The 13632-nt window shown below is 46.1% G+C and carries 10 protein-coding genes; all 10 read left to right on the top strand.

Annotation, left to right across the window (positions count from 1 at the left end):
- Entirely contained in the window at positions 1–984 is a 984-nt protein-coding gene (locus AC27KT_RS15315; protein WP_487131365.1) for a D-alanine--D-alanine ligase, read from the top strand.
- Positions 985–986: 2 nt separating this feature from the next.
- Complete coding sequence (locus tag AC27KT_RS15310; protein ID WP_487131363.1) at positions 987–1757, top strand: cell division protein FtsQ/DivIB; 771 nt, start codon at positions 987–989, stop codon at positions 1755–1757.
- A gap of 7 nt (positions 1758–1764) precedes the next feature.
- Positions 1765–2994 carry a cell division protein FtsA gene (gene ftsA / locus AC27KT_RS15305; RefSeq protein ID WP_071815699.1) on the top strand — a complete coding sequence of 410 codons (1230 nt, stop codon included), beginning with the start codon at positions 1765–1767 and terminating at the stop codon, positions 2992–2994.
- Between the two features lie 109 nt (positions 2995–3103).
- On the top strand, positions 3104–4270 hold the full coding sequence (gene ftsZ / locus AC27KT_RS15300; RefSeq protein ID WP_039218654.1) for a cell division protein FtsZ: 1167 nt from the start codon (positions 3104–3106) through the stop codon (positions 4268–4270).
- Between the two features lie 213 nt (positions 4271–4483).
- A complete protein-coding gene (lpxC, locus tag AC27KT_RS15295; protein ID WP_014950423.1) occupies positions 4484–5395 on the top strand; it encodes a UDP-3-O-acyl-N-acetylglucosamine deacetylase in 912 nt (303 codons plus the stop codon).
- 207 nt (positions 5396–5602) lie between these two features.
- Positions 5603–6481: a peptidoglycan DD-metalloendopeptidase family protein gene (locus AC27KT_RS15290; protein WP_487131360.1), complete on the top strand. Its 879-nt coding sequence runs from the start codon at positions 5603–5605 to the stop codon at positions 6479–6481.
- A 179-nt stretch (positions 6482–6660) separates the two neighbouring features.
- Positions 6661–9369 carry a preprotein translocase subunit SecA gene (gene secA, locus AC27KT_RS15285; protein WP_487131358.1) on the top strand — a complete coding sequence of 903 codons (2709 nt, stop codon included), beginning with the start codon at positions 6661–6663 and terminating at the stop codon, positions 9367–9369.
- Positions 9369–9749: an 8-oxo-dGTP diphosphatase MutT gene (gene mutT / locus AC27KT_RS15280; protein WP_487131356.1), complete on the top strand. Its 381-nt coding sequence runs from the start codon at positions 9369–9371 to the stop codon at positions 9747–9749. The genes secA and mutT overlap by 1 nt, the downstream gene beginning before the upstream one ends.
- A gap of 373 nt (positions 9750–10122) precedes the next feature.
- Positions 10123–12030: a methyl-accepting chemotaxis protein gene (locus tag AC27KT_RS15275; protein ID WP_487131354.1), complete on the top strand. Its 1908-nt coding sequence runs from the start codon at positions 10123–10125 to the stop codon at positions 12028–12030.
- Between the two features lie 34 nt (positions 12031–12064).
- The gene (locus tag AC27KT_RS15270) at positions 12065–13612 is read left to right on the top strand and encodes a chemotaxis protein CheW (protein ID WP_487131352.1); all 1548 of its coding nucleotides are present in this window, start codon (positions 12065–12067) and stop codon (positions 13610–13612) included.
- Positions 13613–13632 lie beyond the last annotated feature (20 nt).

Here is a 13632-nt window from a genome sequence, read left to right as displayed (position 1 = left end):
ATGTCTATACCCTCAGTAAGTATTCACTCACAGCAAACCCATTCGCCGAGCGAGTATGGCAAAGTAGCTGTGCTGCTTGGTGGAGATTCTGCCGAACGGGAAGTATCGCTTAATTCGGGCAATGCGGTGTTAAATGCACTGTTAAGACAAGGCGTCGATGCGTTTGCGTTTGACCCAGCAGAGCGACCGCTTACCGATCTTCTCGACCTAAACGTTGATAGAGCACTAATCATGCTGCACGGTCGCGGTGGTGAAGATGGCTCTATGCAAGGAGCTCTTCAGTTCCTAAAAATTCCCTACACGGGAAGCCGAGTTTTAGGCTCTGCGCTGGCAATGGACAAAATTCATACTAAGCAAGTGTGGCAAAGTTTAGGCTTACCCACTGCAAAATATGAAATTGCTGATAAAAGGCACTTTGAAGCTGGTAAGTGCAGCGCTATAATGGATAAATTGGGGAATGAAGTCATGGTAAAACCGGCCAGAGAAGGGTCGAGTATTGGCATGGCGAGAGTGACAAGCGCTAAACAGCTCGAAACTGCCATTCAGGATGCCTTTAAATACGATAATCAAGTCCTGTTAGAGCAGTACATAGATGGCCCCGAATTCACTGTTTCTGTATTGCAGGGACAGGCGTTGCCGTCTATTCGCATGTCTACTCCACATACATTCTATGATTATGCTGCGAAATATCAGGATAATACAACAGAATACTATTGCCCAAGCGGCTTGTCTGAAGAGCAAGAAGCACAGCTAGCAAAACTGGCATCTCGTGCTTTCGACGCTATTTCTGGCAGCGGTTGGGGAAGAATTGACGTTATGCAGGACAACCAAAGGCAATTTTATTTGCTAGAGGCGAACACAGTACCTGGCATGACAGAGAAAAGTTTGGTGCCGAAGGCAGCCAAAGTTGCAGGACTAACATTTGACGAACTGGTACTGAGTATTCTTTCTACTAGTTTCGATGACGTTGCAAACAAGGCGTAAACGTGGCTGATACCAATACTAATCAAAAGAAGCCTGCTTCTTTAAAAGGCGGTAAAAGCAAGAAGGCAGTGTGGGGCGGCGTCGCTTTCTTACTGTTTGTTATTGCAGGATTAGTGTTTGGTGGGCTTAAAGCAAACCAGTATTTGCAGGATGAACAGCAAATGCCGGTACAGGTTATCGATTTTTCTGGTGATTATCAGCACATTGATATTACCAAGTTAGAGCGGTTAATTCGCAAAGCGCAGCCTGGAAGCTTTTTCGCGCTTGACGTCAACGAAGTATTTGAGCTCGTTGAAGCGCAGCCTTGGGTTTATCGCGCGTCAGTTAGAAAGAAATGGCCAAATACGTTAAAAATTTATTTGGTAGAGCAGCAGCCGGTTGCACAATGGAATGAAGATTTGTTGTTAAACCCTTATGGCGATACGTTTAACAACGAGGGCGTGAAGTTAGATTTACCACGCCTTTACGGGCCGGGCGGCAGTGAAAAAACCGCCCTTGAGGGCTACAATGCCATGCACGCGCTAATCTCGACAACGGATATGACGTTAGAAGAGTTATCTTTAAGTGAGCGATTTGCATGGCAAGTGCAGTTGAAAAACGGCATTAAATTGAATTTAGGACGTCAGGAGTTTATCGATAGGCTACAACGCTTTATTGATGTTTATCCACTTCTGGCGCAACAAGAGAAGGCGGTGAAATACGTCGACCTTCGCTATGACACGGGCGTAGCAGTCGGATGGAAAGACGACAGCGCCACAGATGAAGAGAGTTAAGGAAACCATGTCAAAACCTGCTGAACGCAATTTGATTGTAGGACTGGATATCGGCACCAGCCAAGTAAAAGCTGTGGTGGGTGAATTACTAGAAGATGATCAAATCAGTATTGTTGGCGTGGGCACCCATGCATCGAAAGGCATGGATAAGGGCGGCGTTAACGATTTGAACCTGGTGGTTAAGTCAGTGCAGCGTGCTGTGAACGAGATGGAGTTAATGGCAGATTGCCGTGTGTCTTCAGTTTTCATGTCTATCTCGGGTCGCCACGTTAAGTGCCAAAATGAAAATGGCATGGTACCGATTAACAATCAGGAAGTAACACAAGAAGACGTAGATAACGTTATTCATGCAGCGCGCAGTGTGCCAATTGCAGCTGAACGTCGTCTACTACACGTGTTACCACAAGAATTTACTATTGATGTGCAAGAAGGCATTAAAAACCCTATTGGTATGTCAGGAGTAAGAATGGAAGCTGATGCTCACATTATTACCTGTGCCGACGATATGGCGAAAAATATGGTGAAATGTGTAGAGCGTTGTGAACTTAATGCCGATCAGTTGATCTTCTCAGCATTGGCATCGAGTTATGCGGTTCTCACTGACGACGAGCGTGAACTTGGCGTATGCGTGGTTGATATCGGTGGCGGCACAATGGATATGGTTATTTTCACAGATGGTGCCATTCGCCACACCGCAGTTATACCGGTTGCGGGTAATCAAATTACTAGTGACATCGCTAAAATATTTAGAACGCCTATTAGCAATGCAGAAGAAATTAAGGTGAATTACGCCTGTGCATTGAAAGATATGGTGAGTATGGAAGACAGCATTGAAGTACCTAGCGTGGGTGGACGCCCAGCTAGAGTGATGTCTCGCCATACGTTAGCTGAGGTTATAGAACCTCGCTATCAAGAGCTTTTTGAGCTGGTACATGATGAAATTCGTGCCAGCGGTCTGGAAGAGCAAATCGCAGCAGGTCTTGTACTTACTGGCGGTACCGCTAAGATGGAAGGTGCTGTTGAATTTGCCGAAGAACTTTTCCAGATGCCCGTGCGCGTGGGCAAACCCATCAACGTAAAAGGCTTGTCCGAATATGTTGATGATGCTGGCTTTGCGACAGTCGTAGGACTGCTGCAATATGGCAAAGTACAATCTGATAATAAGAAGTCCAGTACGCAGAAGACCGGTGAAAGTTTATTTCATCGAGTGCAAAGCTGGTTTAAAGGTGAATTTTAATTTTATTTTGGGGGCGCTATAGCTACGGCATCAAGGCTAGCAGGAAGCAATTAGCCTAAGGGAATGACCTGGCGTAGTGTTTAAAAAGACGTACAACCGGAGAGTAAGTATGTTCGAATTAATGGATAGTCACGGCGAAGAAGCCGTAATCAAAGTCATCGGTGTCGGTGGCGGCGGCGGCAATGCTGTTGAGCACATGGTGTCTCAAAGCATTGAAGGCGTAGAATTTATTGCAGTTAACACCGATGCACAGGTGCTTCGCAGCTCAAGTGCAGACGTTACACTTCAAATTGGTTCAAGTGTAACGAAAGGGTTAGGTGCAGGTGCTGATCCGAACATTGGTCGTGAAGCAGCACAAGAAGACAGAGAAACCATTCGTCAGGCACTAGACGGTGCAGATATGGTTTTCATCACTGCCGGTATGGGTGGTGGTACAGGCACGGGTGCAGCGCCAGAAGTGGCGAAGATTGCACGTGAAATGGGTATTCTTACGGTAGCTGTGGTAACTAAGCCATTCCCATTTGAAGGTAAAAAGCGTACTTCGTTTGCTGAACAGGGTATTGTTGAACTGTCTAACAACGTTGACTCGTTAATTACTATTCCAAACGAAAAACTACTTAAAGTAATGGGTCCGGGCACGCCGCTTCTTCAAGCGTTTAGCGCAGCAAATGACGTATTACGCGGTGCAGTTCAAGGTATTGCCGAGCTTATCACTCGCCCTGGTCTTATCAACGTTGACTTTGCAGACGTACGTACTGTTATGTCTGAAATGGGCAAAGCAATGATGGGTAGTGGTGCAGCAAGCGGTCCAGACCGTGCTGAAGAAGCTGCTGAAGCAGCGATTGCTAGCCCGCTTCTTGAAGATATCGATTTGTCAGGCGCGCGCGGTATTCTTGTGAATATTACGGCTGGTCCAGATTTCGCTATCGACGAGTTTGAGACTGTTGGTAACGCCGTTAAAGCATTTGCTTCAGAAAATGCCACAGTGGTTGTTGGCACGGTTATCGATATGGAAATGACAGATGAGCTTCGCGTAACGGTTGTTGCAACCGGTATTGGCGCAGAGCGCAAGCCTGACATTTCGCTAGTTAGCTCTGAAGGTTCTCGTCTAACTCAGCCTGCAAAAGAATACGGTAACACGCAATCAAGTGAGCCACGTTCTGCAGTAGGCGGTACAGAGGGCAACCAGGCGCTAAAAGCTGATGATAGTGCGCAGCCAGACAACGATTTGGAATATTTAGATATTCCTGCGTTTCTTCGTAAGCAGGCAGACTAATTTAGCTGCCTGAAACGGAAGGGAATTATTTTGCGTTTGTGATGTCTTACTTAGTAAGGTGTATTTACACAACGTGAAAGATTTCGCGTGGATAGGTTGATTAAATACGTAATCTGACAGAGTTAAATCCGTCAGAACGGGTATTTTTTGACATGTGAGTATTAACTCACTATAATTCGCGCCCGCTTTTTTAATAGGTAAAAGCTTAAGCAGATGATTAGACAACGTACAATCAAGCAATCGGTACAAGAGACCGGAATTGGGCTTCATAAAGGGGAAAAGGTCACAATGACTCTCCGACCTGCGCCAGCAAACACGGGTATCGTGTTTAGGCGTGTTGACCTTGAACCACATGTTGACATACCTTCGCGTGCAAACGCGGTAGGTAATACCATGCTGTGTACGTGCCTGAACAACGAAGACGGTGTGACTATTCAAACGGTAGAGCACTTAGCGTCTGCGCTTGCAGGTTTAGGTATCGATAATATTATTGTTGAAGTAGACAGTAACGAGCTGCCAATTATGGACGGAAGTGCTAGCCCGTTCGTATTTTTGCTTCAATCTGCCGGTATCGAAGAGCTAAACGCGCCTAAGCAATTTATTCGTATTAAAAAGCCAGTTCGTGTAGAAGATGGCGATAAGTGGGCCGAATTAGTGCCTTATGATGGTTTCCGCGTTGATTTCCAAATTGACTTTGATCATCCTGTGATCAGTCAAACTCGTCAGCATATGGTTATGGATTTTGATTCATGCTCATATGTGAATGAAGTAAGTCGTGCGCGTACCTTCGGCTTTATGCGCGACTTAGAGTATATGAACGCTAATAACCTAGCGTTAGGTGGCAGCATGGAAAATGCTGTAGCGCTAGATGAGTTCCGCGTGCTTAACCCTGAAGGGTTACGTTACGATGATGAATTCTTAAAGCACAAGATTTTGGATGCTATTGGTGACTTGTACCTTGGCGGCCATAGTCTAATTGGCGAATTGCGTGCGTACAAAACAGGCCATGGTCTGAACAATAAGCTATTAAACGCAGTACTTGCGCAAAAAGAGTGTTGGGAGTTCGTGACCTACGACTCGCAGGAAACGGCACCAATTCGTTATGCTCAACCCGCGTTAGCGTAAAAATTTGAAAAGCCGCCTAACGGGCGGCTTTTTTTCATATGGCAATTGCTGTAATAAATGATACAGTAACCGAATAATTAATATAAATTTCACCCATTCGACAAAAAACTATACGTTTTAGGTTGTCGCCTTTGGCTTAAAACACATTCATAGTGTTATGAAGTGGTATGAAAAAGAATGGCGTGAAACAGCAATTTTCTTCGTGGTATGAAATTAACAATCACATTAGCAGGTAAAAACAAACGCTACAGGCACAGTATTAGTGTCCGTACGCTCGTGAGCGCGACAGTGCTCTCGTCTATTTTTATGCTAGTGTCGAGCCGTTCTACTGAATCTGTGTCGGAAGATGTAGCACGGGTTCGTTTAGCGCAAACAGAAGTCAATGAACGACAAAAAGACGTTGAAGCGCTAAAGCAACAAACTACGATAAAACTAAAAGCTTTACTTTCTCATGTAGCCGAATTGTCTGCACAGGCCTCGCTACTTGACGAGAAGGGCAAGCAAATCGCAACAGAATTAGGTATGTCAGCGGCTGACCTGGACGCTTTCGTACCGGTATCGATACCGGCAAACCTCCAAGACGACCCCGTCCTTCATGAAATAGCCAAACTAGAGCAATCTCTTGATTTAAAGTCTCAACAGTTGTCTATGCTTGAAAGTTTGGTAAGGGGTCACCATATCAACGAACAGAGCCAATTATCTGGTCGTCCGATAGAGTCAGGGTGGTTGTCTTCTTATTATGGTATGCGGGCTGACCCGTTTACTGGCGAACCTGCCATGCACAAAGGGCTAGACTTCGCGGGTAAAGCAGGGGAAAACGTAGTAGCAACTGCCGCAGGTATTGTGACCTGGGCAGGTGAGCGCTATGGCTATGGCCAACTAGTAGAAATTGATCACGGTGATGGCTTTGTTACCCGCTATGGGCACAACGACACCCTTACTGTTTCAATAGGCGATGTGGTGACCAAAGGGGAGCCAATTGCTAAAATGGGCAATACGGGGCGCTCGACTGGCGTTCATGTCCACTACGAAGTGATAAGAAACGGAAAACCAATCGATCCTCTGCCTTTCGTTTACAAAAAGTAGCGTAGGTAGCAGCCAGGTAATCCTCGTTGATAATGCCTTATTAGTTAAGGTCATTTACAGCGAAGAAGCATAATTTAAGAACATCGCAAAACACAACGCATTTAATATTGTGTTTTATACGTTTAATTTAGCTGTGCACGATGTGCGGCGCCTCGACAAGTAGTGGAATAATAAAGCTAATGTTTTCAAGCATCCTTCGAAAAGTATTCGGTAGCAGAAACGACCGACTATTAAAAAAATTACGCAAAAACGTAGATGCCATTAATGCACTGGAAGCAGAATTTGAAAAGCTTTCTGATGAGGCGCTAAAGGCTAAAACTGACGAATTCAAAGCACGTATTGAAAAGGGTGAAACCCTTGACAATATTCTTGTTGAAGCCTTCGCTACCGTACGCGAAGCGAGTAAACGGGTATACGGCATGCGTCACTTCGACGTGCAGATGCTAGGCGGTCAAGTACTTCACGAAGGTAAAATTTCAGAAATGCGTACGGGTGAAGGTAAAACCCTTACAGCTACTTTGCCAACCTACCTTAACGCTTTGTCAGGCAAAGGGGTTCACGTTGTTACCGTGAACGACTACCTTGCTCGCCGTGACGCTGAGTGGAGTAACCAGTTATTTACTTTCTTAGGCATGCGCGTTGGCTGTAACGTGCCTGGTATGTCACCACAACAAAAGCGTGAAGCTTACCAAGCAGATGTTACCTATGGAACCAACAACGAATTTGGTTTTGACTACCTTCGTGACAATATGGCATTTAGCCCACAAGACCGTGTACAGCGCCCGCTTAACTATGCGGTAGTGGATGAAGTTGACTCAATCCTTATCGACGAAGCCCGTACGCCACTTATTATCTCTGGCCAGGCTGAAGATAGCTCAGAGTTATATCGCCGTATCAACGTCATCATTCCTAAGCTTGTTCAGCAAGAAAAAGAAGATGAAGAAGGCCAAGAAGGCGATGGTGATTACACTATCGACCTTAAAGCAAAACAAATACACCTTACCGAGCGCGGTCAATTACACGTTGAAGAGATCCTTCACGAAGAAGGCTTGTTGCCTGAAGGTGAGTCGCTATTCGCTGCAGGTAATATCTCATTACTGCACCATATTAACGCTGCACTACGCGCGCACAAGCTGTTCGCGAAAGATGTAGATTACATTGTTAAAGAAGACCAAATCGTTATTGTAGACGAGCACACGGGTCGTACGATGGAAGGTCGCCGCTGGTCTGAAGGTTTGCACCAGGCTGTAGAAGCGAAAGAAGGGGTTCGTATTCAAAACGAAAACCAAACCCTTGCTTCAATTACCTTCCAGAATTACTTCCGCTTGTATAACAAGCTTGCGGGTATGACAGGTACTGCCGATACAGAAGCCTTTGAATTTAACCATATTTACGGCTTAGAAACGGTAGTTATTCCAACTAACCGTCCTATGCAGCGTAAAGATATGGCTGACCTTATCTACCTAACGGCAGAAGAAAAATACGAAGCTATTGTTGAAGACATTAAAGAGTGCGTTAAACGCGGTCAGCCTACCCTTGTAGGCACGGTTTCTATCGAGAACTCAGAGCTGATTTCTCGTATTCTTAAAAAGTCGAAAATTCCTCATAAGGTACTAAACGCAAAGTTCCACGAACACGAAGCGGATATCGTTGCCCAAGCTGGTAAGCCAGGTGCTGTAACCATTGCAACGAACATGGCAGGTCGTGGTACCGATATCGTGCTAGGTGGTAACTGGCAAGCGGAAGTTGAGAAAATTGAAAATCCAACTGAAGCGCAAATCGAAAAGATCAAAGCTGAGTGGAAGAAGAGCCACGACGCAGTACTTGAATCTGGTGGTCTACATATCATTGGTACAGAGCGTCACGAGTCTCGCCGTATTGATAACCAGCTTCGCGGTCGTTCAGGCCGTCAGGGTGACCCGGGCTCAAGCCGTTTCTACCTGTCATTAGACGATGCACTAATGCGTATCTTTGCCTCTGAAAAAATGGGTAACATGATGAAGCGTTTAGGCATGGAGCGCGGTGAAGCCATTGAGCATCCATGGGTAACGCGAGCCATTGAAAATGCACAGCGCAAGGTAGAAGGCCGTAACTTCGATATTCGTAAGCAATTGCTTGAATACGATGATGTAGCCAACGATCAGCGTAAAGTTATTTACGAGCAGCGTAATGAACTTCTTGATGAAGGTGATATTAGCGAGACTATCGCAGCTATTCGTGAAGATGTTATTTCAAGTGTTGTCGATGAGTACATTCCGCCACAGTCTCTTGAAGAAATGTGGGATGTAAGCGGCCTTGAAGAGCGCATGCGAGCCGACTTCGCCGTAGACTTACCAATAAAGACTTGGCTTGAAAATGACGACAAGCTTTACGAAGAGAAGCTTCGAGAGCGCATTCTAGGTGAAGTCGTGGATGCTTATAAGCAGAAAGAAGCGGTAGTGGGCGAGCAGGTACTGCGCCAGTTTGAAAAAGCGGTAATGCTACAAAACCTAGATAGCCATTGGAAAGAGCATTTAGCAGCAATGGATCACCTACGCCAAGGCATCCACCTACGTGGCTATGCGCAGAAGAATCCTAAGCAAGAATACAAGCGTGAGTCATTTGCCTTGTTCTCTCAAATGCTAGAAGCGCTCAAAGTTGAAGTGATCACTATTCTTGCGCGTGTAAAAGTACAAGCTGAAGAAGACGTGCAAAAAGTAGAAGAGCAACGTCGTCAAGCTGACGATGTACCTAAGAACTTTGAGCACGAAGAAGCGAACGCAACGCCAGAAGAAGCAAGTGACAAAGTACGTACCCAAGTTCGCGAAGGTGCGAAAGTAGGCCGTAATGACCCATGTCCTTGTGGCTCTGGTAAAAAGTATAAGCAGTGTCACGGTAAGCTTAAGTAATGAAAGTAGTACATGTTGCTGTGGGCGTTATCGCCCGCGGCGATGAAATTTTCATTACCCTTCGCCCAGATAACGTTCACCAAGGCGGGAAATGGGAGTTTCCTGGCGGCAAAGTGGAAGCAGGTGAGACCGTTCTACAGGCGCTGAAGCGAGAGCTTGCTGAAGAAGTTGGGATTATTGTGAACCGCAGCGAGCCTGTGATTGTGATCACCCATGATTACGGCGACAAGCAAGTTAAACTAGACGTTCATCGCGTTTTTGACTTTACCGGCGAGCCCCATGGTAAGGAAGGCCAACAGTCGCGGTGGCTCAATGTGCAGGCGCTTAACGCAGCAGACTTTCCGGAAGCTAACGTTCCTATCATTAGTGCACTGCAGTAAATGCGATTTAAATAGCAACAAACCAAAGCGGCCAATGGCCGCTTTTCTATTATACCTAAGTATAAACTACTCATTTTCAAACATTTTCTTTTCAAAAAAAACACGCCTCTAACAAGATTGTTAGACTTTTGTACTTTGACAAAATTGCCATTCTCGCCTTGCATAACACCTAATATGTAAGTTTTTGTTTTTATATAGTAATATTAAAAAGCGCCATTTGTGACTTTAATGACATTTTTGGGTTGGGGCACGAGAATTTGTGCGTTAGGTGCTTGTTTTTATATAAACGTATCCGGATTCATACTTTAAGGGGGTAAGATTTAAACGATATTTAAAAGGTGCATTAACAGCCATTTATATATCGAGGTTAATTATGGCGCTCAAAAAATCATCTGACCCAGTAGCCGCACCTGCCGTTCGCGTAGATGCAAAAATGAGAAAAGAAGCGGAAGAGGAGCGCCGCAAAGCGAGAACGTTAGCAAGGCAGCAACAGGCAGCAGAGCGAGTAGCTTCAGCTACAACAGAGCTAGCCAGCGGTATTAACCAGGCATCAAGTGCCACCGACCAACTCTCAACAGCGGTTAACGAGATTGCCGCCGGCGCCGAAGAGTCAAGCAGTGCAAGCCAAGAAAGCTTAGCGGCTATCACTCAGATTTCAGGTGGCCTGGTTGCGCAGCTTGAATTGGCAGGCTCGACAATGGACAAAACCAACGAGCTCCAAACTTACCTTGAGCGTGTGGTTGGCGATTTAAGCACCATGATGACCAGTGTTAAAACTGCGTCTGAGCATCAATCACGCTCAGTGGTGATGATGAGCGAGTTAGAACAACAAGCATCGAACATCGGCGAAGCTGTCAAACAAGTGACCCGCATTGCCGATCAGACTAACTTGCTAGCGCTTAATGCTGCTATTGAAGCGGGACGGGCTGGTAAACACGGAAAGGGATTTGCCGTAGTCGCTGATACGGTGCGCGCACTCGCAGAGGTCTCCGATAAGAGCGCTGCTGACATAGCCAAACAAATAGAGCGTATTCAAGAGCAATCAAATCGAGTATCTGATGCGGTTAAATCGTCTTCAGAAGCAGCGCTTGAGGAAGTGACTAAAGGCGAAGCGGTTACCGAACAGCTTACAACCATCAAATCAGACATGCAGAGTATTGCCGATGGCGCGGGACAACTGCAAGCGCAGGTCAAGGGTATGGATGCCGCAGCCAAAGAAATTCAAACCGGTTCAGAAGCAATTTCGTGTGCTGCCGACGAGCAGTCAACCGCTGCCCAGGAAGTGTCATCTAATGTCTCTGAGCAGAGCGTTGCCTTATCTCAGGCTGAACAGGCCGCACAGTCACTAGAAATAATCACTGAAGAGCTTAAAAACAGTACAGACATCAATAAGAGCGCAGAAGAGGTGGCCTCGTCAGCAGAAGAATTGTCAGCAACTCTTGAAGAAATTAATCGCTCATCCAGTGAAATCATGACGGCGCTGACCCAGGTGAATAATGGTTCACAGCAGGCAGCAAGCTCTGTCGATCAAGCCGTAGGAAATATAGACCTGTTAAGAGAAGGCGTTGATAGCGCCTCAGCGCAGTGTGATTTATCGTTAGAGAAAGGGCGTGCTATTACTGGATTGCTTAAAGAAAACCGTGCGTTGATTGAGGGAATGGTTAGCGGCATAAACCTTGCGCTTGAAACTAGCAAGGAAAATGTGAGTGCCATCAGTGAGATGGAAGTCATGACACGTCAAATAGACAAGGTTATCGATACTATCACCACAGTATCAGTGAAAACCAGCATGCTGGCGGTTAATGGTGCGGTAGAAGCGGCGCGAGCAGGTGAGTATGGCAAAGGTTTTGCGGTTGTCTCAGCAGATATTCAAAGCCTAGCTGATGAAGCGGCTGAAAACGTAGAGCAGATAAAAGACCTCATCAAAGCCATTCAAGATCAAACCATGAGCGTGAAAACTGACTTAACAAACGTTGCTGAAAGCGCGTCTAGAGAGGTCATGAAAGCGAAGCAAACGACGCAAGATGTCGAACAAATTGCGACTGACATCAACGAAGTTGTGAAATATAACCAAGCGATGAAAGAGCGGGGGGAAGAAATTGCTGCCGGTGTTACTCAGGCCCAGCGTGGGCTAGAGCAAATTGCGACAGCAAATGAGCAAGCGAGCAGTAACTGTCAGCAGGCACTTAACGCGGCCGACCAGCAAAGTAAGGGCATGGAGATACTGGCTAAGTCTATTGAAGAAATCGCTTCAGTAGCAGATGAAATGCAAAACGGCTAATCCATCGCCCTAGGCTTTAAAGAGGAGCTGCCTCATGAGTAACGATAACACTTTTGACGAACCTGAACGCAATACAGAACAAGCGGCGGACGGCGAACAACAGTTTGTCTCCTTCTTGGTCAACAAAGAGCGCTTTACTTTTCCTATGTTGTCCGTAGGGGAAATTATTCGCGTGCCGACAATGGTGTCGGTACCGCTGGGGCCGCCGCAAATGATTGGTTTAGCTAATCTTCGTGGAAATGTATTGCCCGTTTATGACCTAAGCGCGATTTTGCTGGGAACCCATACACAAACAAGTGATGTGACTCGCGTTATTGTCGTTGAGTCTGAGCTTGGCAGCATTGGTTTCTTAGTTGATAGAGTACTTCGTGTGTACAGCGCACCTAACGACACAGTCATTGATAAATCGGCAATGACAGACTCTATCGCCTATGACTACATGCTGGGCATCATTAAACAAACTGACCAGCCAGTCGAGCAAATTCTGGATGTATCTGCACTTGCTAAAGCGCAAGCTGTAACAAAGCAGGACGGTAACGCCATGCAGTTATCGGGAATGAAACGTATTGATAACGACGAAGTTCAAGAAGCCGAAGAGGATGACAGTCTACAGCAGCTAGTTTGTTTTTCTCTTGAAGAGCAAGAGTTCGCTTTTCATCTCCAAGATGTAGAAGAAATCGTGCGAGTACCTTCAGAAATTTCTCAGTTGCCAGACAGCGCGCCAGCAGTGTTGGGGTTGGTAAATCTTCGTGGCCGTATTATCCCGATTGTCGACCTTTCCAATGCTATAGGCATGATGCATACCGATATCAACGAAGCCTCGCGAATAGTGGTAACGCAAAACAGTGAGTTCGGCAGCGTAGGCTTTGTCGTCGCTAAAGTTAGTAATGTGGTGTCTATATCTGATTCAGAGCTAGAGAGTGTGCCTTCAGTATGTAATGACGGCGCGGAATCAGGCTTGCTAGAAGCAGTATATCGCAGCGATGGCGGCAAACGACTAGTGTCAATTATTAACCTTTCTAACATCTACGGTCGTGCATTAATGAGCGCACTTAGCAGCATTGAAGACGATATCAAGCAGGAGTCGCAAATGAGCGAAGGCAATGATGTGACTATTGATGAAGATGATTGCGAACAATACGTCATCTTTTGGATTAACGGGCAAGAATATGGCGTGAGCATTGACGATACTCAAGAAATTACGCGCGTGCCTGAAAAACTCGAAAGTGTGCCGAGCACGCCCGATTACTTAAAAGGAATTGTGAACCTTCGTGGTACGGTGCTGCCTGTCATCGACTTGCGCAGTCGCTTGGGTATGCCTAGCAGCGAGACCTCAGAGCGCCAGCGCATTGTTGTTCTAACCAAAGACAAGCAGCGCACGGGATTCATTGTCGATGGTGTGGCGGAAGTAAAAACGGTGGTGAGACAAACCATCGAAAATGCGCCTTCACTGTCTGATATGCAGTCTGAATTTTTAAACCGCTTGATAAAGCTTAATGACGAAAAGCGCATCATCCAGATCATCGAACCCAATGTGTTACTCAATGACAACGCCGTAACCGCGGCACAACAGCAGTGTTAAGAAGACGATTGAGGTAGTGT

This window comes from Alteromonas sp. 5NW40-0090, from assembly GCF_057552975.1.
The sequence above is the reverse complement of the archived record's forward strand: the minus strand, read 5'-3'. Positions and strand labels throughout refer to the sequence as shown.

Coding starts and splice junctions, on each gene's coding strand:
- AC27KT_RS15315 (WP_487131365.1), top strand. CDS start 1: ATGTCTATACCCTCAGTAAGTATTCACTCACAGCAAACCCATTCGCCG.
- ftsA (WP_071815699.1), top strand. CDS start 1,765: ATGTCAAAACCTGCTGAACGCAATTTGATTGTAGGACTGGATATCGGC.
- ftsZ (WP_039218654.1), top strand. CDS start 3,104: ATGTTCGAATTAATGGATAGTCACGGCGAAGAAGCCGTAATCAAAGTC.
- lpxC (WP_014950423.1), top strand. CDS start 4,484: ATGATTAGACAACGTACAATCAAGCAATCGGTACAAGAGACCGGAATT.
- AC27KT_RS15290 (WP_487131360.1), top strand. CDS start 5,603: ATGAAATTAACAATCACATTAGCAGGTAAAAACAAACGCTACAGGCAC.
- secA (WP_487131358.1), top strand. CDS start 6,661: ATGTTTTCAAGCATCCTTCGAAAAGTATTCGGTAGCAGAAACGACCGA.
- mutT (WP_487131356.1), top strand. CDS start 9,369: ATGAAAGTAGTACATGTTGCTGTGGGCGTTATCGCCCGCGGCGATGAA.
- AC27KT_RS15275 (WP_487131354.1), top strand. CDS start 10,123: ATGGCGCTCAAAAAATCATCTGACCCAGTAGCCGCACCTGCCGTTCGC.
- AC27KT_RS15270 (WP_487131352.1), top strand. CDS start 12,065: ATGAGTAACGATAACACTTTTGACGAACCTGAACGCAATACAGAACAA.